The organism is Mycoplasmopsis agalactiae (assembly GCF_000089865.1).
Lineage (GTDB): Bacteria > Bacillota_I > Bacilli_A > Mycoplasmatales > Metamycoplasmataceae > Mycoplasmopsis > Mycoplasmopsis agalactiae_B.
Genome location: NC_013948.1, coordinates 1 through 26,340, shown reverse-complemented (window position 1 = coordinate 26,340; position 26,340 = coordinate 1). Strand labels below are relative to the sequence as shown.

Genomic DNA, 26,340 nt, shown 5'->3' with positions numbered 1-26,340 from the left:
CTTCCGATTAATTAAGGACTCATAATTTGAAATAGTTAACATTTTTTTATTATATTTTAGTCAAAAATTTTTATAAGGAAAGCTATGAAAATTAAAAAACTATTGTTGATTACCCCTTTTACTTCTGCATCTATAGCTTTTGTTGCAGCTAGCTGTGGAAAAGGCGATTCTGCAGTTCCTGAGATAATAAATACTGATGCCAGCAGGATAGAAATTCCGGCTGATGAAAAAACTGAAACTAATTCAGCAAGTTTTGTTGAAAATAGTGGCAGTACTGTCGAATCTTCCACAATTGAAAACAACACTAATTCAACTACTAGTAATGATGACAATAATCAAGAAGCACCAAAGAACAATGACTTAAATACACAAACTTCACCAAATACAGATGAAATGGAAATTGTTGGCACTTATAAACTAAACAATATTAATGATATGCCACCAAGAAACGAACCAAGCATAAAGGAAAATATTGTAGAAGTTCCATCTATTACTCCTGAAGAAGCTAAAAAACTTCGTAAGAAGCTTGAAGATATTTGAAAAAAACATAAGTACGGCTTTGCGAGTTTTCATACATTTGATGATGTATTAAAACAGCTAAGAGTTTATGTAGGTGATGAAATTTCAAAATTTCTAAATTTGACTAATAGTGACATTGCTAATGATTCAATTAACAAAAATAATCCAAAAAAGATAATTGACTTATCTGTTGGTGATGAGAAATTCACTCTAAAATTTGGTGACATAAAGGACACGGTCCCAACTGTTTATTCATATAAAGGCGAGGATAATAGTCAATTTTACGTTTATGGTACTCAAAGTAAGGATTTTAATATTACTAATTCTAAAAAAATTGTGATAAATCAACTTGGATACTATAAAGATTCAAAAGGTGACTTTTTTAAAGTTGTAACTGTCCCTAAAAATACAGTTGAAGTTCCAATGACTCTGCCATTAAAAGTTAATTCATTGGCTGAAACATTCAAGGAATTGAAAGAAAAAGAAGTTACAAACTTAGATAAATGAGATACTAAAAACATAATTAGTCTTCTGTCGACATTTTATGGGGCTTCTAACTTTAATCAATCATTAGAAAGCTGAAACACAGAAAATGTTAAAAATATGACCTCAGTTTTTGCAGATGCAAAAAGTTTTAATAGTTCTTTAAGCAATTGAAAAACTGATAGTGTTACTTCAATGGAAGATATGTTTGCCGGTGCTGAAAGTTTTAATCAAGATATCAGCAAATGAAACACTAAAAATGTAACAGATATGTCAAGAATGTTTTTATAAATTCTTAAAGTAAAAAGCGCCTTTTTTGAGTATCGGAAAAATAATACCAATTTTTGGAAGTTCTAACAAGAGAATGACTAAAAGAGTAAAAAAAAATAAAGAAAAGATACTTTTGAGTACTCAAAAGTGCGGAATTTTGTGTTGATGTTAATTTTTATTGCATTTGCTTAGCACATTTAAAGCCAGAAATTCCTTTATAAATTCTTGGGTGTGAATTTATAAAATCTGCTATTGGTTTTAGATCTTGACCAACATATCTATCTATAGATTTTCCTTTTGGAACGTATCTTCTTAATAGTCTATGAGCATTTTCGATACTACCTTTTTCTGATGATGAATAAGGGTGGCAATGAAAAATTTCTCTGATATATTCTATCTCTGGAAGTTTGTAATTTTCACTTCCGTTATCAATAGTTAATGTGTCAATAATAAGATTATTGTTCTTAATCAATTTCTCTAAATTTTCTTTTATTGCTTTTGCATTTCTTCTAGATAGAGTGCAATAAAACATTCTAGATTTTCTGTTGATTAATGTAAGAATGCAATAATTATCAGATCTTAAACCAATTACAGTGTCCATTTCATAATCGTTGTCATTTAATCTTAAATTAACTGATTCTGGACGTTCAGTAATAAGTTTGCCTATTGTCTTTTTCTTGGTTTCGTGCTTTACAGTTGTGCGGCTTCCATATTTGCCATTTGATTTATATGGAAGAATATCTAATTTTAGACCAAAAGTACTATGTTTAGCCAATATACGGTAAAAGTTTTGAACTGATGGAATATATGAATTCTGAAGTTTTCCTTGTGCTTCTAGTTTTCTTATGTATTTAAAAATAATGCTAGCAACAGACTGTTTAACGGCTTTATTTTCCAAGTTAAAACTATTTCTATTCTTTAAATAAAAGTATAGTAACTGCTCGTAAAACTTAAAAAAGTCAATGTGCTTCATCAGCAATTTAGGATTGTTTTCTAATCTTTTTGAATCGTTCCTTGTTTCAATTAAGTTTAAAAATTTGAGAGCACTAATTACATATATCGTTTTGCCTTTTAAATCCATACCACACAATTTACATTTCTTTTGGTATTTAGCATAACCACGCTTTGTCTCAATTTTAATTCTGTCAAATAAGTTATAAATTGATCTTGATTTAAACCCTACGATGTTAGAAACAGTTTTCATATCATAGCCTGCAATTAGTCTTTCAAGAATTTCTTTAAGTCTTAATGGGCTAATGTTATTTTTATTGGTTTTGAGATTTGACTTAGTTAGTATTTCATCTCAATGTGTTTCATCAATCACATAATGTACATAATTAAACTTGTACTTGCTGTGCAAATTTAGTTTTTTTTAAACAAGCATATGTCAGTTGAATAACTAGTATTTTTGTCATTGCTAATCATATATAATTTAAAAGCCTTTCTTTTTAAGTTAGTTACTCAAATTTTAACAAAAGGCAATAGAAAGCACCGCAAGTTAACTTGTGGTGCTTTTTACTTCGTTAATGAATAGTCAAGAATGTTTTGAGCAGCAACTAGCTTTAATAGTAAATTAGGTAACTGAAATGTCTCAAATGTAAAAAGTATGGAAAGAATGTTTGCTGATGCACACAATTTTAACCAAGATATTAGTGGTTGAAATGTAGAAAATGTACAGTCTATGTATGGAATGTTTGGTGGAGCTAAATCATTTGACCAAGACATAAGTTCTTGAAAACTTTTTGATAATGTCTACTATCAAGATTTTACAAACAGAGATTCAGCATTAAATCATGATCATTTGCCGCCTAAGTTCAAAACTCCTTCAAATAGAAGCAGATAAATATTACATTGTTTAACTTTATTTGATTTTTTCAATTAATCAACAATCTGCTTAATTTTTTATTAGTTTGAGTATAACATCAAGAAATATAAGGACTTTTATCATGAAAACAAAACACAAGTTTTTTCTAATAGCTAGCTCGGCGCCATTATTATTAACTTCAATTGCCGCTAGTTGCACAAAGAATAAAAACGGAAACAAAAATACTCCAATAAATTCTGGAAATGTTGTTGTTTCTATTGTTGAATCTGAGGGCACGAATACAAATAAGCAAAATACTGAATCTAACTCTGATGCAAGTAACAGTAATAATATGAATTATACATCTGATGATAATGTAAAAAATAATGCTGAGAATCTTCCTAAAGATAATAAATATGATGTTATGCCTGCAGATCAGTCACCAACTACACTTGGTAAAAGCAATAACTTAACAGAAGAGACTTATGCTAAAATGCCTTCTGTTTCTGAAAAAACAGAACACAAGCCGGTTATGATTGAAGAAAAAATAACAACAAAGGAGCAAAAAAGTTTAAAAGAAAAAATAGTTGCTTTATGAAAAAAACATAAATATGGCTTTGCTGATTTTCATACTTATGGTGATGTTTTGGAACAATTAAAAGTATATATTAATGATAAGTCATCAAAATTTTTAAAACTTTCAGAAAATAAATTAACAAACCAGTCAATAAAAAAGGATAACAGTAAACAAATAATTGATCTGCTTATTGGAGAAGAGAATCTTACTTTAAGATTTGGAGATATAAAAGATTCAGTTCCTTTAATTTATGCTATTAAAGGAGATGAATCTAATGAAACCGTTTCATACATAAAGGAAAATAAGGAACTCAAAGTGTTTACTGATAAAGATATTATAGTGAAACAATTAGGCTATTTTAAAGGCAAATCGGCAGATATTATTGTTACTGCTACAGTTCCTGAAAACACAGTCGAAGTGCCTGAACATCTTCCTTTAAAAATTGATTCACTTACCGAAACATTCGCCGGTTTAAAGAAAAAAGAAGTTAAAAACTTGGATAAATGAGACACTAAAAATATAAAAAACTTACTTTCAACATTTAGTAAGGCATCTAACTTTGATCAATTATTAGACAAATGAGACACATCTAATGTTAAAAGTATGGCTTCTACATTCTTTGAAGCAACTAGCTTTAACCAGCCCTTAAGTTCTTGAAATACAAGCAATGTCACATCAATGTACTCTATGTTTTCTGGTGCGCAAAAATTTAATCAAGATATAAGCGGATGAAAAACCGATAATGTCACAGATATGGCAGATATGTTTTGGGGAGCAAGTTCCTTCAATGGCGAATTAGATAGCTGAAATGTTTCTAATGTACAAAGTATGGACAGAATGTTTGCTGAGACTGACAACTTTAATCAAGAACTTAAAAGTTGGAAAGTAGAAAAAGTTTTATCAATGTATGGAATGTTTGGAAGCGCAAAATCATTTGATCGTGACATCAGTCACTGAAAACTTCACTCAGCGGTCAATCATCAACATTTTACAAATAAAGACTCAAAATTACAGCAGAAGCATATGCCTCCTAAATTTAGAACAAATTCGTCAAAGTAAGCACATAAAATTCTTTTTGTGCTTTTTTACACTAGTTTTAGTTTATTTTTTTTAATGAAGTTTTGCACAAACAAAATAAAATTTAATTGTTTATTGAGATTCGCAACAAATGTGCAATCAAATAATTTTATTGATTTATAAATCAGGAGATTAGATGAAAAAGCGTCTTGGATTTCTTTTGACTACAGGCTTATTATTAACAACAATCAGTTGCAGTAATCAAAACACTAATATTCAAAATAGTAATGAAACAACAACAGGCTTTCCAGAAACTAATAAAAATCAAAATAAAACAAAATCTGCTAATGAAAATAACGATAGAAAAAATTCAAAGTCAGCTGATTCAAAATTAATAAAAGATGCTAATCATCAACCAGATAAACATCATCTTGATAAGGAGTCTGTTAGTCAAGCCCAAATTCTTTCTCCATCTTTCAAAAAGACAAGTTATCAAATAAAATCTTTAGATTTATATATCAATCCTAAAATTAGTGAAATTGACTTTTACAATATTGATGGCATAAATTATGTTTCAATTGATGACTTTTTAAAAATTTCAGATGGAATAATTGATATTGACAAAAGTTATCAGAATGTTAATTACCAGTCCAAATTTTATAACCTACACAAGAAAATTGATTGATTTAATAAAGATAATATTTTTACCATTAACTCTATAAATAAATATAATTCGACTTCTGATAACTCTTTATTGAATAAAACACATTCTATTAAATTTGATTATGAAAATCAACAATTAACTTTATCAAGCTATGAGTTTTTAGACTCTATATTACCAATAGAAAGTGAGCACAACTTAAGATTCACCATTCAAAATGAATCTCGTATTAATGATAATCCTGTTATTATAGACCTAAAAAAATATGATCTTAAAATGGAAGAAGTTAATGGAAAAATTTTGCTTCCTTTTGCTGTTTTAAATCAGCTAATTTTGGCCGAATCATCTTATCAGTTCTACTTTAATAATAATGAACTATTAATATTTAGTTTTTATCAATTGCACAATCCTGAAAACTTAGAGTATAGAAAAAAGTTAAATAGTGGAAAGTATAATAAATATCTTTCAAATGAATTAAAAGAGTTTCAATTTAAATTCTTGCATTTCCTTTTTGATAACTTCTATGGAATAAAAGGTAAAGATGAAAATTGAGCTTTGAAACTTTTAGAAAAACATAAAATACATTTATTGGAATCAGACGAAAAACACTATAAAACAGTTCATAAAATCATAAATAGCTTGAATGATTTACACACAAAATTGTTTATGAATGGATACAATCAAACCGAAAGCCAATATGATGATTTCAACAATGAGTTTAATGACACAAACAGAATAAAAAAATACTGAAAACTATATTTTAAACTCAAGAAAATGGATTCTAGCCCAACAAATGATTTCATTACAACAACACTAACGCCCGACAATAAAACATTAATTGTGCGTTTTGATGCGCTCATAAATGGAATTACAGACTATCTTAGTCCTATACTTGATGAGTACAAGTCCAAAGGAATAACTAATGTTGTTTTAGATTTTTCTCATATGCTTGGCGGATCTTTATATGCTGTGTTTGAACTTATGGGTTTTCTAACTGATAAACCTTTTGACTACAAGTTGTTTAATCCGAAATCAGGTTCTAAAAAAGCTATGCAAGTTCAGTCTAAAACATTGAAGAAGGATTTTAAGTTTTTCCTTTTAACTTCACCAATAACTTATTCTTCAGGTAATCTATTTACTGGTATTGTTAAAGATAATAAGATTGCTAAAATAATGGGTTTTAAAACAGCTGGTGGTGCTTCATACTTAAAAATGTCTGTTTTTCCTACGGGCAATATAACAGTTTTAAGTAGTAACAATGTTTTTGCTAATAAAAATTTTGATAGCTACGAAAATGGCGTTAACCCTGACATTCAATTTCCTAAAAATAGTGATGGATCTAATGATTATGAAAAGTTATTTGATGCTTCGTTTATTCAAGCTATAGTAAACAAAAATTAACGTATATGTGTTTTATAGATACAAAAAATCAGGAACCCCTGATTTTATTTTTTGTTTTTTAAGTAATTTGCAATTGCAACTGTTGCTTCAGATAAAACATTAGAATTGCTTTTATTATTTGAATCTATTATTACATAAGGTATATTGTATTTTGACGCCAAGTCAACAAAAGTTCTTTTGTAAATGCTGAGCAGGTGCTTAAAATATTCTTCATTTTCATAAAAGTTATCAATTTCAACTTTTCTGCCTCTTTGAAATATTCTTTGCTTGAAAGTTTCTCAGTTAATGTCTATAAAAAGAGCAAAGTCTGGGTTACACTTCGAATCATAAATGTGTGCAAAAAGTTTGTCAAATGCTTCAAAATATTTTTTATTCTTTTTGCTCAAAGTAGCTTTTGCAAAAATATAGTGTTCTAAAATAAATCTGTCTAAAAATATATGATCTTCTATAATGTTGTGATTTTTTAGAAATTCTTCTTTATGTTTATAAAATGAATCTGTTAAAGACTCTATTAAAAATGACTGAAAAGCAATATCGGTGTTCGGTTGTTTTTCATAACACCATTTTAAGAATGTATTAAATACAGGATCATCATCACTAAACTCTTCAATAAAGATTGAATTAGGATAATAATCGCTTAGTTTTTTAACTAATGTACTCTTGCCACTACTTATCATTCCACTTATGCCAATTATCATTTTAGCCTCTTTTAAAGGTGTTTTTGTGATTTGAAATAATTTCTAAAGCTTTTTCAAAAACTTCATCTTCATTCAAGTTGTCGGTTTCTATGATTCTATACTCTAAATTAAATTTCTCAGCTTGTTTTATAAACAAATCTTTATATAAATTGTAAAGAGTCTTGAAGTACTCTTCATTAGCATAGAAATTATCAATTTCCACTTGTCTTCCACGCTCAAAAATTCTTTTATGAAATGTTTCTCAACTCATATCTAAGTAAATAGCAATATCAGGAGTTTCATCCTTGGTGATTAAATGAGTAAATAAAGCATCATAACCATCTAAATAATTTTGACCTTTAGGTCTTAAATTTACATTTGCAAATATGTAGTGCTCAATGCTAAAACGATCTAAAAATATATGATCCGTTTCTCAATTTTTATTTAGCTTGTTAAATTCATCGATTAATTCACTTAATTTAGTTGTGTGGTTTTCCACAACATATGATTGAAAGCCAATAGTTAAGTTCGGTTGCTTTTCGTACAGTCATTTTAAAAAAGTATTAAACACTTCGCTATCTTCATCATATTCTTTAAGCATTAATGAAGTATTAAAGTGCTTGTGTAATTTTGCTGTTAGTGTGCTTTTGCCACTGCTTATCATTCCGCTTATTCCTATTAGCATATCATTCTCCTTGTAATTTTAAAAAACATAATTATTTTACATATTTTAAGTACTTAAAAAAGCCAAAAAATTAAAGTATCATAACCTGTATAGAAAAAGAAAAAAACTTTTTCATTTTTGGTTTTATATGCCTGTAAAACAAGCTTTTTGGTCTGTTTTGCATAAGTTCTAGAATGCATAATGATCTCTTTGTTAAATATCTTTGTTTAAATTCCATAATGCCTGTTTTATAGCACTGCAATGATTAAATAAAATCAGCTCAGTTTTTTTCTCTGAGCTGATAATAATTTTCGGTTAATTATCTCTTAGACTTATCATAATTTATACCAGAAGCAGCAGGGCCAGGAGCCAGTCCACTAAAGGCCATAATCGAAATAAGTGTAAGAACATATGGAATAGCCTTAATTAGTTCACCAAATTTTTGTACTTTGTCTTTTGTTTCAACAGTAACAACTTTGTCGAATTCAACACTAAGTAATCATGCACCCATTTGTTGGAAGAATCCAAAGAATAAGGCACAAACAGGAACAATTAAGACATTTCAGTGAGACATAATCATAATTGCTAAGGCAAGGAAACCAAAACCGTTAGTTTGACCAGTAAATGGTAATTTTTGGGCAAACACACCACCCGCCATTCCTGCTATACATCCAGAAATAACAATTCCTGTTCATTTGTATTTGTAAACATTAATACCAGCTACGTCAACAGCTTGGGGATTTTCACCAACTGCTTTGAAACGTAAACCTCATTTTGTTTTGTTTAGAGCAAATCACGAAATAACTACAACAGCAATTAGCAAGAATAATTTAAAGCTTAAAATGTTTCCAAAATTGTTGTAGTTAGTGCTTAATGCAAGTTCTTTAACAGTATGATCAATTTGTTTGTGTGCATTACCTAAAAGAGAAGGGTTCATGATAGCAGCACAAATACCAACTGATAAAAGGTTTAATGCAACACCAGTAATTGTGTGTTCAGCCTTTAGTTTTATTGTTGCTAAACCTAGCAATAGTGAAAATAGTGAGCCAAATAAAGCAGCAAATATGAGTGAGATTATCTCGAGACCAGGCACATCTAAATTAAGGCCACTGATTCTTCCGCCACTTGTAAAAAGGGCTGAAGTAATACAGTATCCAAGTGCGCCAACTGACATTGTACCTTCGATCGCAATATTAACTGTTCCTGATCTTTCAGCAAATATTCCGGCAATAGCTGCTAGTCCAAGAACACAGGCGAAGAATAATGTTTCGTTAGTTATAAATGCTATACTTTCCATTAATTACCTCCTGTTACTACAGCCTCTATTGCTTTAATTTTTTCTTTATATTGATGGAACAAGTCTTGATTTATGCTGGTGCTTGAATTTTCATCGCCAGAATCGTTTTTAACTTCAATTCCTTTATATGAATCTAATAAGTCTTTTTTGTAAGCAGCATAATTGGCTTTAATTTGAGCAAGTTCTTCTTGCGACTTTGCTAGCTCAGCACTTAATTTATTAACTAATTCGGCATCATTTTGTGCTTGAGCACTTTTTAGCTGCTTGTGAAGATCATTAATCATTTGTTTTTTATCTTCGTAAAGATAAAATAGCTCGTTTTTGAATTGCTCTAAATTATGTTCTTTGACTATTTTATAGTGCTTTTGGTCATATAATCCTTGAGCAAAAATTAATCTTGATTCAATAAATAAATAATTTTCTAACAATTCTTCTTGAATCTTTTTAAGTTCAATTTTCAATTGAGTTAGTTTAACGTTTTTAAGATTCTTGATATCTTTAATGTCAAAGTAACCATATCTTGATAATTCTTGATTAAGTGAAACTTTATCTTTAGCTAACTTTTGGAAAATTTTCTCTATCTCGTTGTTTGATAGTTTTTTATCTAGCTTTTTGTCAGTTCCTTGTTTAACTTTAATTAAAGCTTCGTTCTCAAGTTCTCTAATTTTGCTCTTAATCTCTTTATATTTTGGTTTATTTTCTGCATACACTTTACGAGCTTCAATAAGAAGTAATTTAGTGTTTTCTTTAACTGCTTTAACTTTTTCTTTATAGGTTTGGTAATGGCCTTTGTACACTTTTTGAGTCAGCAAGGAAATTCATAACCTAAATTTCCGAATAGGCCTGAAATTAGTAAACATTAAGGCAAGAGCTGATGTGAATATAATAACACCAACAACTAGATCAATACCACCTTCTTTAACACCACTTGTTGAGTAAAAACTAATTAATTCAATTCTAGAAAACTCTAACATTGTGTAGAACACAGATGAGAAAAGAATTCCTATTGGCGAGTTAATACCAATTAATGATATAGCTATCGTGTCAAAACCTAGTGGTAGCGGACTGGAAAGCGTTATAACATCATACTGCTTAGCTTTAAAGACAAAGTGGATAAATCCAGCAAGTCCAGCTAGTGCACCAGAAAGGCCCATTGATAAAACAGTTGTTAATTTTTGGTTAACACCAGCATATGAACTAGCGTCTTTATTAAGTCCGTTCATTTTGATTTTGTAACCTAAAGAGGTAAATGCAAAAATCATATATAAAGTTAATGAAACAAATGCTACTAGTACTATTCCAAAAATTCAAAATGAACTTTTGTCAAAAAATCCACCTGAAATGTTAATAGGGGCTGAACCAGTCGATGCATTTTTAAACACAAAGCTGTTGTTGAATGGTGATTTAGAACCAAATATAAAACTGCCAATATAAACAGCCACTCAGTTAAGCAAAATAGTTGAAACAACTTCGTGTATGTTGAAAAATGCTTTACATAATCCAGCTATTGCAGCATATAAAAATCCTATGACAATTGAAAGCAGCATTATTAAGAACACTAACCCTTGGTTTTTAATAACACCATTACTTTCAATTACATTGCTTTGATTAATTAATGCTAAACAAATAACGCCTGAAAGTGACATTTGTCCAGCAACCCCAATGTTGAATAGCCCTGTTTTAAAGGAGAATCCGACACCAATTGATGCTAGTGAGTAAATAATAAATATATAAACTCAGTCAATGTTTCCTTTAGTTGCTGTTGCATTGAAAACTTGTGCAAAGAACTCAAATGGATTAGTTTGGAAAAATACTAAAAGCACAATGCTTGAGACAAAAATTCCAAATACAACTGATCAAATTGAGTTATATGCCTTTCTTCTTGTAGAAACAGCACTATCAGCATTTACACCTTTTTTAACCTTGCTTCAGAAATTTCTAAAGAATGATAAAACAGGGTTTTGTTGTTTTTCAACACTCTTATTCATTGCCCTCTCCTTCTGTTTCATCATCCTTGTTTGATGCGGCCATTAATAAACCAATTTCGGTTCTATTAAATTGTGCTGCAGGTTTAAGATCTAATATTCTGCCATCATTAATAACGGCAATTGTGTCAGCTAAAGCCAAAATTTCATCAAGCTCATATGAAATTAATAATATAGCTTTGCCTGCCTGTTTTTCTAAGAGAATTTTCTTATGGATTAAGTCAATTGCTCCAACGTCAAGTCCTCTGGTTGGCTGTACTATCACAAGTAAATTATGATCAGTGCTCATTTCTCTACCAACAATTGCTTTTTGTTGATTACCACCAGAAAGCGATCTAGCCAAGGAATTACCGTGGTTAGTGCCTCTAACATCAAAGTTAGCAACAATATTTTGGAACAATTCTTCTTTTTTGTTGGCTTTAATAAAACCAAAAGGCGCATAAGTTTTATCATTTAGCAATCTTAAAATAGAGTTATCTCTGATACTAAAGTCTAAAACCAGTCCATGCTTGTGTCTGTCGCCTGGCACAATGTTAATTTTGGCTGCTCTGTTCTTTTTATCAACACTTCAGTTGGTAATATTAAACTCAGCAACTGATTTTGGATTATTTGCATCAAAATCAGGATTTTTGATTTTAATTTCACCGTGTGTAGGTTTAACTAAGCCCGCTAAAACATATTCTAATGTTTCTTGACCGTTGCCCTCAACACCAGCTATTGCCAAAATTTCGCCTGGGTGAACTTTAAATGACACATCTTTTAGAGAAACTGAGTCTCTAGTTTTCTTAGTTGAAACATTTTTAAATGAGATAAGCTCAGGTTTATCATAACTATCAAACATCGCAGTATTTTTTGTTTCAACAACTTTTTGACCAACCATAGCCTCAGCTAGCTGTGAAATAGATGTTTTGGATACATCATATGTTCCAATAACCTTTCCTTTTCTTAAAACAGTTGCTTCATCTGCAACTTGTTTAACTTCGTTGAGTTTATGGGAAATAAAAATGATGGTTTTACCGTTTTCCTTAAACACTTGCATTGTTTTAAGTAAACCTTGAATTTCTTGGTCTGTTAAAACAGCTGTAGGTTCATCAAAAATCAAAATTTCAGCATCACGATAAAGCATCTTCATAATCTCAACTTTTTGTTGAGTTGCCACAGTTGCTTTAGATGTTTTTTGGTTTAGATTAAAGTGTAAATCATATAGCTCTTGAATACTTTTGATTTTAGCTTTAGCTAACTTAAGATCCAAAGTGCCCATTGAATAGTTGTAAGTAAATTCAGAACCCATAATTACATTTTGTAAATTAGTATAAGCTGCAACTAATTTAAAATGTTGGTGAACCATACCAATACCTATTTCATTAGCTTGGTTAGGGTTCTTAACAATTACTGATTTACCATTAATTTTGACTGACCCTTCAGTTGGTTCATATAAGCCAAACAAAATTGATGTTAGCGTACTTTTGCCAGCACCATTTTCACCAATAAGCGCGTGAATTGAGCCTTTTTTAACTTTGAAAGTAACATCATCATTAGCTCTTATACCAACAAAGTCCTTAGTAACATGCTCAAATTCAACCGCATATTCATGCTCCATAAAACCCCCTTTCTTGTATAAAATATATTTAAGTAAATACAATTTAATTATATATAAATGTTTTTTGATGCTAGCCTTTTTGGAATGCTAAATTCAGTAATTAGTAAGGGAATTTATGAATAAAAATATAAAGTTAATGAATATTGATATCAGAAAAATAGAAAAACTAGCTTCGTATGATCAAAATAAAAAATTTAGAATTCTTATAATATTTTTTCTAGGTTTTCTAACTCTTTTAACTTTTTTTATGATTATGTTTGCCTTAGTTTATTCTAAGCAAAGAATTTTGCTTATTACTTTTAGTGTAGTAGCATCACTTAGTTTTTTACTGCTTGTGTTTTTAATTGGCCCATTTTGTACACTTTTAGCGTCGAGTAAATGAATGAATTTTTTAATGAACAAAAAGCCTGAGGAAAATATTTGAAGTAAATATCATCCAGGCAACTTATCGATCGTATTTAACTTATTTATAGGTATTTTAGTATTTAATATGCTTAATGGTAAAGCAATGAAAATAACTAAAAATGAGAGGAAAGTTATAGAGTCGGTTTTACTATTTCATTAGTTCAATTTGCCTGTTTCACACTGCTATAGGTAAATATTAAATTTAATATAATATATATGGTTTAAAAACTAAACTAGGAAATTTAATTTTTGAACTTTATATATTTGAATTAGGGATCAAAATGAAGAAAAATAAATTCTATCTATTTTTAGGGGCTGCTCCTGTTTTATCAGTGCCATTGGTCGCTGCATCTTGTGGTGACAAGTACTTTAAAGAAACAGAAGTTGATGGTGTAAAAACTATTTCAACACTTGCACACATTACTTCTCGTAAAGGGCTTAAACTAAGAGAAGGCTTAACTGTTGAAAATGCGCCTAAAGCAACCTTTATAACTGATGAAGGTTCTGTTCACGATGAATCATTCAACCAATCAGGCTGAGAAGCAGTTCATAAAGTTTCTTACGAACTTGGTTTAGACAAAGCTCAAGTCAGCGGCAACAAAAATTTAAGAAACAAAGTTTATGAACCTAAAAAAGGTCAATTACTTGAAGCTTACAAAAACGCTATTGACAGTGGCTTTAAATACATTGTTCTTTGTGGATTCACACACCAAGCTGCACTTGTTGGTTTAGATGCAAACTACATCAAGAAAATTAAAGATAATAACATTGTCTTTATTACTGTTGACTTTGATCTTTTCACAGAGAATGACGCGAATGTTAAAACATTTATTGAAAAAATAGGTGAAGGACACTTAGTTCCGGTTATCTTTGACACTAAACAAGCTGCTTATATAGCAGGACGTGCACTTGCAGATTACTTCTCACAAGTTTATAAAGATCAACCTGAAAAACGTACAATTGGTGCATTTGGTGGTATTCCTTATCCAGCAGTTTCTGACTTTATAGCTGGTACTTTCCAAGGTATTATTGACTGAAATAAAGAACACCCAGATGTTAAGACTAAGTCATTAAATGAAACTATTGAGCTAAATACTTTATTTACTTCAGGAACACCTCAAGCTACTACAGCTATTAACTCTGTAGTTAAAGCTACAGCTTCTTACCCTGTTGCTGGTTCATTATCAACTGACACAGCAAAAGAAATTAAAAAATTAGCTGATAAAGATAAATTCATTATTGGTGTTGATGCTGACCAAAAGAATGCATTGAAAGGTCACAGAATCTTTACATCAGTTATGAAATTAATAGGTCAAGCAGTTTACAACATTTTAGCTGACTTATATAGCAAAGGTGAAAACCAACTAGATCTTCAATCAGGATTTGAAATTGGTAAGAAGAATGGTATTCCAACAGTCTTTGGCTATGGCGACACCGAAGACAAACAATATGTAGGCGTTGCAACATCAGGATTATTAGATAATAAAAACGATGAAATAGCTAACAAAGCATTAAAAGATGCAACCGCATACTATGTACAAAAGAAGGCTGATATTCAAAAATCTTTAAAAGATCAAATAGAAACAGCTAAAAAAGCATTAGGAAATAAATTCCCTTCTGACCCTGGTGGTCAATTCCAAAAAATGGTTGACTGATTGGCTTCTGAAACAAGAAAATAACCTTAATCAACATAAAAAAACCGGGCTTGCTGCCTGGTTTTTGTATATTAATTTTTAGCCAATCTTACTAATTTTATTAAATATACAAGTGCGTATATATAGTCATATGCTAATTTAAATCCAAAGTATATTGTTAGCTTCATGAATTCTTTTTTGGTCGAGTGATTACTTACTGTAGCGTTAAATGCTTTGTTGTATCTAGTAATTAATCATCAGTCAAATGCCATATAAGAAATCATTAAAGCAAAGCCTATTGATGGAAATAGCGCATTAATTCATGAGTTGAATATAAAGGCACTTAATATAAAAATGAAAAAGAAGCTTATGGTCAAGAATATTATGATTGCATACACAAATTTTATTTTTATTAAATCAAAGTAAGCTAAGGTTGCCATTATTGATAATATAACAATTGGTAGCAGAATAACTCCAAATGTTTTAGCTAAAGCTAGGTATTTAATACTTGCGCCAGTAGCAAAGGTTCCTAATAATTCTACAAGTGCAAATGATAAAAGAACAATTCCAAGCAGCATCATGCTTAAAGTTATTATTATTAACTGTGCCCAGAAGTTCATTTTTGGACCTACAATAAACTCGATAAAAATGAGCACTAAAAGACCTAATGCAAGACCAAGTCCAATAAATGGATTTCTTTGTAAGTAATCTAGTGCTTTAGGAAAGAGTAATAACAACATAATAGCACTAATAAATGCTATTGCTGTTGCATAAGAGAACCAACCAACAGAAGCTCCTAGAAAAGCATTCTTTCTACTTGCTACAGATGAAGCGTTCTCAAATCTTCTAAAGTTATTTTGGCTGCTATTTTGATTTTCTATTAATCTGTTTTCCATATCACTATTATACATTTATATAAAAATAAGTTTTTAAGGATTTATTTTGCCTTTTTGGCTATATTTTACTTTTTTTTAAATATGCATAAATTTCCAAAATGCCTATTTTATGGCGCTTTAGTTTTATAATTTTATTTATGAAGATAAGCATTCTTGACCATGGGCTATTAACTGACCAAAATAACTATGAAAAAGCTTACAAAGAAGTAATTGAACTTTGTCAATATGTTAAGGATTTAAATCTTTATTCTTTTTGAATTAGTGAGCAACACAATGTTAATTCATTGGTTATTTCTAGTCCGCTTATTCTTCTTGATCATTTAGCTAACAGTGTTAGTGGCATAAAATTAGGGTGTGGCGGCATTATGCTTGCTAATTATCAAGCATATAATGTTGCAGAGCAGATTCAAACATTAAATTTATTGCATCCAGAGCGTTTTATTTATGGATTTGGCTCAAATATAGGCACAAAAGAAACAATTGAGCTTTTAAAACCATCATTAACTTCAACTGAATATCAGCAAAAAATTATTGCTGTTAATGAATATTTAAACAACAAGAAAAAGTTTGATTTTAAGATAAATCCTAACATAAACAAACCTGTTGACATTGTTATGTTGGTAACATCTGAACAAAGCGCAATTTTTGCGGCTCAACATAAATTTAAAATTAACTATGGCTGGTTTTTGAACCCATCTAAAGTGTATGCTGAAAATGTTATTAATTCATACATTGAGACCTATAAAACAGCCTGAAACGAAAATCCGCCGGAAGTTACTTTTAGTGTAAATGTGGTAAGTGGCATTGACTATGAATCATCAATGAGAAATCATAATTTAATTGCTTTTTATCGTTCTTTTGCTGATCCTAATCATTTTGCTTATTACCCTCCATATAGTGAGTTTGAAAAATTTGTGTTTAGTGAAGAGCAGAGCAAAAATTTCTTGCGTTTGCATAAAAGTATTTTTAATGTCTTTGATGATGAAAGCATGAATAAACTTAATAATTTGTGCGAATTTTTAAAAATAAATCACTTAATGATTCTGCCTACTGTTGCTGATATAAATGATCGAAAAAGAGCTGTCAAGAATGTTGCTGATTTTTATGTAAAAAGAGGTAAAAATGAAAAAAGTTGTTAAGTATTTAGTTGTTGAAAAACTAGAAGGTAAAGACCAATTTTATTTAAGATTTACACCTGAAATGCAAGATGACATAGGAACAATTGGCTTTATTCAATATAAAAACACTGACAAAAAAGTGTTGCACAAAGATGATATTTTCTTAAACTTGGAAGCTTCAAAGGCAATATTAACACTAAAAATGCCTTTTGATGCTACAGTTGTTGAAATTAATAAAGAAGCTATGGCTAATCCTAAGTTATTAAGTTCACCAAAAGATAGTGAAAACTGAGTAATGATTTTAAGCGATATTGACCCTAAAACATTAGAACAATTAGAAGACTTTTAATATGCATACATTAAACTCTGTTAAAGAATTAGACTCGCTTATAAATGAAGCTGATGCTATTGTAATTGGAATTGGTTCAGGAATGACTAGTGCTGATGGCATAGGCTATAGCGGACAAAGATTTGTTCAAAATTTTAAAGACTTTATTGATGAATTTAAGTTTCTAGATATGCTTCAAGCGAGCGTTTATCACTTTGATGATATTCAAAATTATTGGGCATTCCATTCTAGATTTATGAAACTCAATTACTTCGACCAGCCTGCAAGTGAAAGCTTTTTGAAACTAAAAGAATATTTAAAAGGCAAAAACTATCACATAATCACAACAAATAGTGATAACTCATTAGAAGCAGCAGACTTTGAAGAAGACAAAATATTCTATATTCAAGGGAAATACAACTTGCTTCAGTGTTCAAAAATGTGCCATAACACACTTTATTCAAATGATAAAGCTGTTTATGAAATGATCGAAAAGCAAAAGGATATGAAGGTTCCTTTAGAGCTTATTCCACGTTGTCCTAAGTGTAATAACTTTTTAGAAGTTAATAAAAGACTTAAAGGCAAAGGAATGGTTGAAGATAAGCGTTTTTTTGAAGAGAAAAAAATGTATGAAGACTTTATTTATAGGCATAAAGGTCAAAAAATACTTTTTTGAGAAATAGGGGTTGGATTCTCAACACCAACATTAATTAAGTTTCCTTTTTGAGAAATGACCAAAGAGTTTTCTAACTCAAAATATGTTGCAATGAACAATAAATCTTATAGAACTCCGCAAGAAATAAGACAAAGAACTTATGTTTGAACAGATGATATCAAACAAACTATTAATAAATTATTAGAGGTTAAAAATGATTTTAGTAGAGCCAATTAGAAATGGTAAATATGTTAAAGATGGTGCATATTGATTAGCTATCCAAATTTGAGCAATGAATCACTTGAGACTAAATGAAAAAATAGTGTTTCCTGGTATTGCTGCTCCCCATATTCAATTAGGTTACTTCCAAAATCCTGAAGTTGAAGTTAACTTTAAGTATTTAAAAGACCACAACTTGGAAGTTGTTCGTCGTAATACTGGTGGTGGTGCAATTTACATTGATGATAATTCTGTTAACGTTTGCTACTTAATTCCATATGACGAAAAGGACAATATTTTAGGCAATTACGACAAATTCTATGAACCAACAATTAAGATGTTAAAAGAACTAGGAGCAAAAGATGTTGTGCAATCAGGCAAAAACGACTTAACTATTGACGGCAGAAAAGTTAGTGGTGCAGCCATGATGCTTAATGGCGATGTTATTTATGGTGGTAACTCTCTTTTATACAAAGTTGACTATGACGCAATGGTTGATTCATTAAAACCTAATCGTAAAAAAATTGAAGCAAAAGGCGTTAAATCAATAAGACAAAGAGTTGCTCCTTTAAGTGACTATTTTGACGAACCATACCGTAATCTAGACATTTTTGAATTTAAAGACCTTGTTATTAAAAAGCTTTTTGGTGTTGATGATTTAAGTAAAGTAAAACGTTATGAATTAACTGAAGAAGACTGAGCACAAGTTGATGAATTAGTAAATACTAAGTACAAAAACTGAGACTGAAACTATGGTCTAAGTCCTAGATATGAATATAACCGTGATGCAAGACTTGCAATTGGTACAATTAACTTCTCTCTTGCTGTTGAAGGCCAAAGAATTGAAAAAATTAAGATCAGCGGTGACTTTTTTGCTAAAAAAGATATAACTGAATTAGAAAAAGCACTAGTTGGCACAAAAATGACATATGAGAACTTAGTTAAGGCTTTCAAAGATGCTGACTTGCAAAGTTATTTCTTTAATGAAATAAAAGCTGAAGAAGTTGCAAAAATAATATTAGATGAAGAATAAAAATGGTATTGATTTATGTTTTTTTCATAAATCAATATTTTTGAATATGGCTGTTTTATAGGGGTATATATGATTTTAGTTGAGCCTATTAGAAATGGTAAATATATAAAAGATGGCGCATATTATCTTGCTACACAAATCTGAGCATTAAGTCATTTAAAATTTGATGAAATTGTTGCTTTTCCCGCAGTTTTAGATCCCTATGTGCAAATAGGATATTTTCAAAATCCTGAAGTTGAAGTTAATTTTAAATACTTAAAAGAACATAACATTCCAATAGTTCGTAGAGATACTGGTGGCGGAGCTATTTATATTGATAGTAATCAAATGGGAGTTTGCTATTTAATTCCGTATAAAGATAATGAAAGTATTTTAGGAAATTATGAAAAATTCCTGGAGCCAGCTATAAAAATCATTAAGGAATTAGGTGCTAAAAATGTTGTTCAGTCAGGTAAAAATGACTTAACAATTGATGGATTTAAAGTCAGCGGTGCGGCAATGGCACTAATTGGTGACACAATTTATGGTGGAAATACTTATATTTATAAAATCGATTATGATGCAATGTCACAGGTACTAAAGCCAAATAGAAAGAAAATTGAAGCCAAGGGAATTAAATCAGTAAGACAAAGAATCGCACCATTAAGTGACTATTTTAATGAGCCATACAAAAATATGGATATTTTTGAGTTTAAGGATTTGGTTGTCAAAAAATTGTTTAATGTTGATGATTTAAGTAATGTAAAAAGATATGTGCTAACAGAAAATGATTGAAAACAAATTGATGAGTTAGTTAATGCAAAATACAAAAATTGAGACTGAAACTATGGTCTAAGTCCAAGATATGAATATAACCGTGATGCAAGACTTGCAATTGGTACAATTAATTTTTCTCTTGCTGTTAAAGGTCAAAGAATTGAAAGAATTAAAATTAGTGGTGACTTTTTTGCTAAAGCCGATATTAACGAACTTGAAAAATCTTTAGTTGGTATAAAAATGGATTATGATGAGCTTTCTAATGCTATAAAACAGGCAAATTTGGAAAAATACTTCTTTAATGAAATAAGTGTGGATGATGTTGTTAGAACAATTTTAAGCGAGGATGATAATGAATAAATATGAACAGCTTTTTAGGCCTTTTAAATTAGGTAATTACTCACTTAAAAATCGTTTTGTCCTTTCGCCAATGACTTTAAGCTTGGCAACTAAGGATGGAAAAGTCACAATAGAAGAAGAAAAATATTCAGCCAGAAGAGCAGATTGCGCGCCTTTATTAATTTCAGGGGGAACATATTTTGATGACTTTGGTCAGCTTTTTGAATATGGATATAGTGCAAAAAGTGATGATGACATTGAATCATTAAAAAAGCTTGCTAAAGCTATGAAATCAAAAGGCAACATTGCAATTTTGCAGTTAGCTCATGCTGGTAAATTTTCTAAAGCAAGCCTTAAAAAATATGGCTATCTTTATGGACCATCATATGAAAAAAATCATATCCCTGTAGAACATGAAGTATTTGAATTAAGCATAAGTCAGATAAAACAAATTGTAAAAGATTATGCAAGTGCAACTAAAAGAGCTATTGCTGCTGGTTTTGATGGGATCGAAATATCAATGGCGCAAAGATTACTTATTCAAACTTTTTTTAGTTCAATAGTTAACAAGCGCAATGACGAATATTCATCAGACAGTTTTGAAAACAGATCTAGATTGTGCCTAGAAATAGTTGAAGAGATAAGAAAAATGATTAATCAGTATGCAGATGAAAACTTTATTTTTGGGTTCCGTGCTACTCCTGAAGAAACATATGGTGCTGAGTTAGGGTATAGCATAATTGATTTTATCCAACTTATAGAAGAAATTATTAAAAAGGGCAAGATAAACTACTTAGCAATTGCTTCTTGAGGTCATGATATATATTTAAACAAAGTTAGATCAGAAAATGAGTATAAGGGACAGTTAGTTAACAAAGTTATCTATGACAAATTTAAGGGCATTCTTCCTATAATCTCATCAGGAGGTATTAACACTCCTCAAAAATGTTTAGATGCTCTTGAATATTCTGATTTAGTTGGCTTAAGCTCTGTTTTTGTAGCAGATCCTGAATTTGTTCAAAAAATTGAAAACGATCAAGAGGACAAGATCAATTTAAATATAAGTTTTTCTCAATTAAAAGATTTAGCAATTCCTGAATCATCATTTAAAGGCATTGTTGAAATGTTTGGTTTTTGCGAAACTATTCCAACTGAGTCATTAAAAACCTTAGAAGAGAATTCAAAATCATAAACAAATTAAAAAAGCCGCTATGGCTTTTTTATAATGCTTTGGGGCTAGCTAATTCAGATCTATTAATGAATTCTTCAACAATTTTTATGAAGTTTTCTCAGTCTTCTTCAAACATCATGTGTCCAGTTTTGGGCATTCATAATGACTGAACACCTTTGACATTTTCTTTGAAATAATTAATACACAAATCCCTGTCTACTACTCCATCATCTTCACCTAAAATCAATAAAGCAGGAACATTGACAGACTGTAAAGCAAGCTCTAATTTATCATGAAAATAGTTGCTTATTAAATATTGACCTAAGCCGACTATTGTTGGATTATTAAAATCATATGGATCAAATGTGTTTTTTACAAGTCTCATTCAAGATTCATTTGAAGTAAATTTTGTTACATCATAATATAACGATTTAAAAAAACCTATAAATTCATCAAAAGTTTTAGGAAAGTAATCTCTTAGAAAGGCTTCGGTAACATTTTGTGATGACTTATTTGTTGGTGCTAAATAAATTAATTTTTTAAATAATTCAGGTCTTTTTTGATAAGCAAGAGAAATAGTACCTCCGCCCATAGAATGCCCGATTAAAATAATGTTTTTTAATTTGTTATCTTCTATAAACTTGATTAATAAATCAGAATAGCATTCAACGGTGGCTTCATCTCCTTCTTTAATTTCAGTATGATTATTCCCGGGAAATTGCAAGGCATAATAATTTGACTTTGTTCAATAGTTTTCAAAAATTTTGAATGAATTTGGCGACGAATTAAATCCGTGGCAGAAAATTATGTTTTCATCTGGATTATTATTATCTTTGAAAACAAAATCATATTTATAAATTACATTCATATTATTTGTCCAAAAATGGTTCTAGAATTTTTATAAATGAATCTCAGTCTTCTAAATACATCATATGCCCTGTTTTTGGAATTCAGTGAGTTTCAACATCTTTTACATACTTTTTAAAATAATCAATGCACTCTTCTCTTAAAATTACGCCATCTTTTTCACCTAAAATTAGTAAAGTTGGAACCTTAACAATTTTCAAAGTTTCTTCTATTGCATTAAAAACATTCATATCAGGTGTTCCAAGTTTAACAATATCAGGATTGTTATATAAGTAAGGATCAAAATTTTCTTTTTGCTCTTTAACTCAATTTGGATCAGATGTAAACTTAGAAATGTCATAATAAAGAGAACGCATAAGATCTAAAAAGCCTTCGTAATCTTTAGGAAAATAGTCTTTTTTATATCTATCATATAATGCTAAAGCTGGCTTATTCATTGGCGCTAAATAAACTAGTTTCTTAAATAAATCAGGTCTTAATTGATAAGCTAAAGATATAGTTCCACCTCCTAGTGAATGACCTATCAAGGTAACATTTTTTAGATTATTTTTCTCAACAAATTCAACTAATAATTTTGCAAAACAAAAAACACTAGGTTCATCTCCATCTAAAACAGGTGTTAGATTACTTGCTGGAAACTGAAGAGAATAATAGTTTGATTTTGTTCAATAATTTTTAAAAATATCAAATCTGTCTGCTGTCGAATTAAGTCCATGGCAAAAAATTATATTCTCGTTTGGGTTGTTATTATCTTTAAAAACAACATTATATTTATAAATTGGCTTCATAATAAAATTATACATTTAAGCCTATGAAACAAATAAATTGGAAAAAGGAAATAAAAAAATGCTCTCTTTCGAGAACAAATGGCTGCCCCAGTTAGATTCGAACTAACGCGTGACGGAACCAAAACCCGTTGCCTTACCGCTTGGCTATGGGGCAAAATGGTGGAGGGGGAGGGATTCGAACCCCCGAACCGTGAGGAAGTGGGTTACAGCCACCCGCGTTTGGCCGCTTCGCTACCCCTCCAAAAGCTATTTTAAAAAAATAGCAAAAATATTATAACATCAAATAAAATAAAAACAATTTAATTATTAAATATCTGGTTCTTTTTTAATAATATAAATGTTGCTATTAATAATTAGTAAATCGCCGTTTTTAACTTTAGAATTTCTTCCTTCGGGCTTTTTATTATTAATTAAAACTTTGTTTTTTTCTAAATAAAACTTGGCTCCGCCTCCTGTTTGGATAAGTCCAATTTTTTTTAATAGCTGACCGATAGTAATAAAGTCTTTGTGAATAAAAATTTCTGGTTTCATTTTACCTTCTAAGAGGAGTTATTATTTGTTTTGAATTAGGATTATCTTTTGAAAATAAAACAATGTTTTGAATTTTTTCATCAATTAAAATATATGTCTCACCTTCAGTTATCGAAATAGCATCTTTTAAGTAATTGAAATTCATGTCAAAGACAAAAGGAGAGCCTTCTAAAGTAAATTTGGCTGTTCTAACATTTGAATCGCCTAATTCATCTATTTTTGTGTAAACGTTTATTTCTTGGTTAGAAATTTTAAGTTCAATTCTATTTTGTTTATCAGCGGATGAGTTTATTCATATTTTATTTAAAAGATTGTTGAATTCTGATTTTTCAATAGTAATTTTATGTTTAGTTTCCGATATTGCTTTGTTAAATAGCTGCTCAACATTATGATAAGGTAAATCAGTAATTCTTGCAGTTATTGTAGTATCATCGTATTCAACACCAAATTTAATTGAGTTATAAAACATTGTGACAGTTTTAGGCACGTCAGTTGGAAGAAGCTCTTTGACATCTTTTGCGTTAACACTGAAGTCAAAATCCTCTAAAATCTGATTTGTTTTAATTGTGTAATAAGCCAATCTGAATGTGTCTGTTGCTGCTAAATTTAATTTATTACCTGAACTTTTGAAATTAATACATTTGTAAATTAAATTCGCGCCGTTGCTTGCTGCAAAGGCAACGTTTTTGACTGCTTTTTTAAATTCTTCGGTATTGATTTGAAACTTTTTGATATTAATGTTTTCATCAATTTGAGGAAATGAACTAATTTCATTTAATGTTAATGTATAAACTGAATCTTGTTGTTTTATTTCCATTTTATTGAAATAGGTTTTTATTTCAATAAAACCATTAAGTTTTTTGATTATATTTTTGAAATAGTTAGCTTGAACTAATAATTCGCCATCTTCTTCAACAATAATTTTGTTGTCATCAACTTTAATTTTTTTAACAATGTTAGTTATTTCATTTGTTGCTTCAAATTTAACAAAATTATGGTTTGCAGTTATTTTGATGCATCTCATTCCATATAGAGAACTAATTGGATCAGAGAATCTTGAAACAACTTCGATAATGTCATCTAAAAAATTTTTGTTTATAATAATTTTCATATTTTCCTTAATTAATAAATATATGTTTTGTTAATTTGTGGATAAGTAACAAAAAATACAATTTTTGGTGAATTTCAAGCCATTTTTAGCTTTTTTGTACTTTTTTAATTGTTTAAAACCGCTTTTTAAAATGTTAGTTTTTCTTAAAAATCTCGTTGCTTATCTCTGATATAGTTCTCTTAAAAGTAATATCTGATTGCTCTGTTTCTTTTTCGATTTTTCTAACTGCATTAATAATGGTTGAATGATCTCTATTGCCAAAAAATCTACCGATTTGTTCTAATGAAAGATCTAATTGTTTTTTAACAATCCAAATAGCTATATGTCTTGCTAAAACAACATCTTTTCTTCTACTTTTACCTAATATTTCAGAGCGCGATAATTTGTAGTATTTTGCGACGTATTCAATAATCACATCAGGTGTAACTTTTTCTTTAACTTGTTGGATATCTTTAAGAATGGAGTTAACTATAGCTAATGTATATCTAGAATTTGTTTTTACGATTTCTGAGTTATAAAATCTTAGTCTATTTACGGCTCCTATTAAGCTTCTAATGCTGTTGGCATAGTTTTTAACAATGAAATTTTTAGCATCATCTTCTCATAATTCAGGTGTCATCTTGTTAATGTCAATCATGTAGTCCAAAATTTTTAAAAGATCAGCTTTTTGTGGTTCATCAATTGAAAGTTGTAAGCCCATTGAAAGGCGACTAATTAAACGAGCGTCAAATGAATTTTGCAATGAATATATAGGTCTATCTGAGCAAATTATTGTTGTTCTTTTTTGATTTATTCTGCTATCTAAAATATTGAAGATTAGTTCGATTGTGGCTTTTTTATTGCCGATTCCGTAACTTTGGAAGTCATCAAACATAACAATATCAGCATTATCAAAATGATTTCTAATTTGCTTTAGTTTACGTTGGTCATTTTCTTGGAGAAAATATGAAATGTCTCTTGTAAAAGAATTAGCATTTATGTATTTAACTGAGACCTCTTTTTTAAGAAGCTCATTACATATTGCATTAAGCAAGTGAGTTTTTCCTATTCCAGATTTGCCATAAATAAATATAGGATTATAGTCTTCTTCGCCTTCAACAATTAGTTTTGCGATTCTAATTGCTTCTTTGTTAAAGTTGCCTTCTACATAGTTTTCAAAAGTTTTAGTTTTATCAACTTCACGATTCGAAAGCTCAATGTTTTCTATGGCTGCTTCTTTTCGCTCTCTTTTTACTTTCTTTTTAACAGCAGAATCAAGCAAAACAAAGCTAAATGTACACTTGCGTTCAAAAGTTTCATCTAAAGATTTTTGAATACTGCTTTCATAAGCTCTTATAACATATTGTGAGTTTGGAGTTACGTTAGTTGTTCCGATAGTTATATGGCCAATTTTTGAGACATCTTTGATTTCGAAGTTGGCAAAAAAGTTTTTATAAAGCATTTGGTCACCTAATTCTTGTCTAAGAATATCCAAAAAAGTTTCGGTATATGACTTTAAAGCAATTTCTTTATCATTTGGGCTGTTAATATTCAT

The 26,340-nt window shown here is 29.7% G+C and carries 24 protein-coding genes and 2 tRNA genes; 12 read left to right on the top strand and 14 right to left on the bottom strand.

Translation table 4 applies throughout. The features are described from left to right. Positions 1–84: 84 nt before the first annotated feature. On the top strand, positions 85–1,293 hold the full coding sequence (locus MAGA_RS00130; RefSeq protein ID WP_013021694.1) for a BspA family leucine-rich repeat surface protein: 1,209 nt from the start codon (positions 85–87) through the stop codon (positions 1,291–1,293). Between the two features lie 154 nt (positions 1,294–1,447). Here MAGA_RS00130 and MAGA_RS00125 read toward each other — a convergent pair whose 3' ends face one another. Next, positions 1,448–2,476 carry an IS30 family transposase gene (locus MAGA_RS00125; protein ID WP_013021693.1) on the bottom strand — a complete coding sequence of 343 codons (1,029 nt, stop codon included), beginning with the start codon at positions 2,474–2,476 and terminating at the stop codon, positions 1,448–1,450. Positions 2,477–2,812: 336 nt separating this feature from the next. Here MAGA_RS00125 and MAGA_RS00120 point away from each other — a divergent pair, with 336 nt between their 5' ends. The 3 genes from MAGA_RS00120 (at position 2,813) to MAGA_RS00110 (ending at position 6,732) form a co-directional block, all read left to right on the top strand. Then, positions 2,813–3,115: a BspA family leucine-rich repeat surface protein gene (locus tag MAGA_RS00120; protein WP_013021692.1), complete on the top strand. Its 303-nt coding sequence runs from the start codon at positions 2,813–2,815 to the stop codon at positions 3,113–3,115. 103 nt (positions 3,116–3,218) lie between these two features. After that, positions 3,219–4,712, top strand: a complete 1,494-nt coding sequence (locus MAGA_RS00115) for a BspA family leucine-rich repeat surface protein (RefSeq protein WP_013021691.1) — start codon at positions 3,219–3,221, stop codon at positions 4,710–4,712. Between the two features lie 154 nt (positions 4,713–4,866). Further along, complete coding sequence (locus MAGA_RS00110) at positions 4,867–6,732, top strand: S41 family peptidase (protein WP_013021690.1); 1,866 nt, start codon at positions 4,867–4,869, stop codon at positions 6,730–6,732. 44 nt (positions 6,733–6,776) lie between these two features. Here the strand turns inward: MAGA_RS00110 and MAGA_RS00105 are convergent, their stop codons facing one another. The 5 genes from MAGA_RS00105 to MAGA_RS00085 all read right to left on the bottom strand — a co-directional run bounded on the left by MAGA_RS00105 (position 6,777) and on the right by MAGA_RS00085 (position 12,955). Then, the gene (locus MAGA_RS00105) at positions 6,777–7,430 is read right to left on the bottom strand and encodes a deoxynucleoside kinase (protein ID WP_013021689.1); all 654 of its coding nucleotides are present in this window, start codon (positions 7,428–7,430) and stop codon (positions 6,777–6,779) included. A 1-nt stretch (position 7,431) separates the two neighbouring features. Continuing rightward, positions 7,432–8,094 carry a deoxynucleoside kinase gene (locus MAGA_RS00100; RefSeq protein ID WP_013021688.1) on the bottom strand — a complete coding sequence of 221 codons (663 nt, stop codon included), beginning with the start codon at positions 8,092–8,094 and terminating at the stop codon, positions 7,432–7,434. Between the two features lie 298 nt (positions 8,095–8,392). Next, positions 8,393–9,370, bottom strand: coding sequence for an ABC transporter permease (locus MAGA_RS00095; RefSeq protein ID WP_011949199.1), 978 nt, complete (start codon positions 9,368–9,370; stop codon positions 8,393–8,395). Next, positions 9,370–11,358, bottom strand: a complete 1,989-nt coding sequence (locus MAGA_RS00090; RefSeq protein WP_013021687.1) for an ABC transporter permease subunit — start codon at positions 11,356–11,358, stop codon at positions 9,370–9,372. Before MAGA_RS00090 ends, MAGA_RS00095 begins: the two co-directional genes overlap by 1 nt. Next, positions 11,351–12,955, bottom strand: coding sequence for an ABC transporter ATP-binding protein (locus MAGA_RS00085; protein ID WP_013021686.1), 1,605 nt, complete (start codon positions 12,953–12,955; stop codon positions 11,351–11,353). Before MAGA_RS00085 ends, MAGA_RS00090 begins: the two co-directional genes overlap by 8 nt. A 115-nt stretch (positions 12,956–13,070) precedes the next feature. Between MAGA_RS00085 and MAGA_RS00080 the strand changes: the two genes are divergently transcribed. Beyond that, a complete protein-coding gene (locus MAGA_RS00080; RefSeq protein WP_013021685.1) occupies positions 13,071–13,520 on the top strand; it encodes an MAG0130/MAG3770 family membrane protein in 450 nt (149 codons plus the stop codon). 121 nt (positions 13,521–13,641) lie between these two features. Beyond that, positions 13,642–15,039 (top strand): BMP family ABC transporter substrate-binding protein, encoded by a 1,398-nt coding sequence (locus MAGA_RS00075; protein WP_013021684.1) that lies wholly within the window; start codon positions 13,642–13,644, stop codon positions 15,037–15,039. 47 nt (positions 15,040–15,086) lie between these two features. Here the strand turns inward: MAGA_RS00075 and MAGA_RS00070 are convergent, their stop codons facing one another. Then, positions 15,087–15,890: an MAG0110 family membrane protein gene (locus MAGA_RS00070; protein WP_226876327.1), complete on the bottom strand. Its 804-nt coding sequence runs from the start codon at positions 15,888–15,890 to the stop codon at positions 15,087–15,089. A 137-nt stretch (positions 15,891–16,027) separates the two neighbouring features. Between MAGA_RS00070 and MAGA_RS00065 the strand changes: the two genes are divergently transcribed. The 6 genes from MAGA_RS00065 to MAGA_RS00040 all read left to right on the top strand — a co-directional run bounded on the left by MAGA_RS00065 (position 16,028) and on the right by MAGA_RS00040 (position 21,530). Beyond that, on the top strand, positions 16,028–17,029 hold the full coding sequence (locus MAGA_RS00065; RefSeq protein WP_013021682.1) for an LLM class flavin-dependent oxidoreductase: 1,002 nt from the start codon (positions 16,028–16,030) through the stop codon (positions 17,027–17,029). After that, on the top strand, positions 17,013–17,357 hold the full coding sequence (locus MAGA_RS00060; RefSeq protein ID WP_013021681.1) for a calcium-binding protein: 345 nt from the start codon (positions 17,013–17,015) through the stop codon (positions 17,355–17,357). Before MAGA_RS00065 ends, MAGA_RS00060 begins: the two co-directional genes overlap by 17 nt. Position 17,358: 1 nt before the next feature. Beyond that, complete coding sequence (locus MAGA_RS00055; RefSeq protein WP_013021680.1) at positions 17,359–18,228, top strand: deacetylase SIR2; 870 nt, start codon at positions 17,359–17,361, stop codon at positions 18,226–18,228. Then, positions 18,206–19,243, top strand: a complete 1,038-nt coding sequence (locus MAGA_RS00050; protein ID WP_013021679.1) for a lipoate--protein ligase — start codon at positions 18,206–18,208, stop codon at positions 19,241–19,243. Before MAGA_RS00055 ends, MAGA_RS00050 begins: the two co-directional genes overlap by 23 nt. Before the next feature lie 69 nt (positions 19,244–19,312). After that, the gene (locus MAGA_RS00045; RefSeq protein ID WP_013021678.1) at positions 19,313–20,359 is read left to right on the top strand and encodes a lipoate--protein ligase; all 1,047 of its coding nucleotides are present in this window, start codon (positions 19,313–19,315) and stop codon (positions 20,357–20,359) included. Next, positions 20,352–21,530: an NADH-dependent flavin oxidoreductase gene (locus tag MAGA_RS00040; RefSeq protein ID WP_013021677.1), complete on the top strand. Its 1,179-nt coding sequence runs from the start codon at positions 20,352–20,354 to the stop codon at positions 21,528–21,530. The genes MAGA_RS00045 and MAGA_RS00040 overlap by 8 nt, the downstream gene beginning before the upstream one ends. A 28-nt stretch (positions 21,531–21,558) precedes the next feature. Here the strand turns inward: MAGA_RS00040 and MAGA_RS00035 are convergent, their stop codons facing one another. The 7 genes from MAGA_RS00035 to dnaA all read right to left on the bottom strand — a co-directional run bounded on the left by MAGA_RS00035 (position 21,559) and on the right by dnaA (position 26,340). Then, positions 21,559–22,377 carry an alpha/beta fold hydrolase gene (locus tag MAGA_RS00035; RefSeq protein ID WP_013021676.1) on the bottom strand — a complete coding sequence of 273 codons (819 nt, stop codon included), beginning with the start codon at positions 22,375–22,377 and terminating at the stop codon, positions 21,559–21,561. A 1-nt stretch (position 22,378) separates the two neighbouring features. Next, a complete protein-coding gene (locus MAGA_RS00030; protein ID WP_013021675.1) occupies positions 22,379–23,164 on the bottom strand; it encodes an alpha/beta fold hydrolase in 786 nt (261 codons plus the stop codon). A gap of 79 nt (positions 23,165–23,243) precedes the next feature. Next, a tRNA-Gln gene (locus tag MAGA_RS00025) sits at positions 23,244–23,318 on the bottom strand. 3 nt (positions 23,319–23,321) lie between these two features. Further along, positions 23,322–23,405: transfer RNA gene (locus MAGA_RS00020), tRNA-Tyr, on the bottom strand. Between the two features lie 65 nt (positions 23,406–23,470). After that, complete coding sequence (locus tag MAGA_RS00015; RefSeq protein ID WP_042509388.1) at positions 23,471–23,695, bottom strand: RNA-binding S4 domain-containing protein; 225 nt, start codon at positions 23,693–23,695, stop codon at positions 23,471–23,473. Position 23,696: 1 nt separating this feature from the next. Continuing rightward, positions 23,697–24,806 carry a DNA polymerase III subunit beta gene (locus MAGA_RS00010; protein WP_013021674.1) on the bottom strand — a complete coding sequence of 370 codons (1,110 nt, stop codon included), beginning with the start codon at positions 24,804–24,806 and terminating at the stop codon, positions 23,697–23,699. A 133-nt stretch (positions 24,807–24,939) separates the two neighbouring features. Beyond that, positions 24,940–26,340 (bottom strand): chromosomal replication initiator protein DnaA, encoded by a 1,401-nt coding sequence (dnaA, locus tag MAGA_RS00005; protein WP_011949184.1) that lies wholly within the window; start codon positions 26,338–26,340, stop codon positions 24,940–24,942.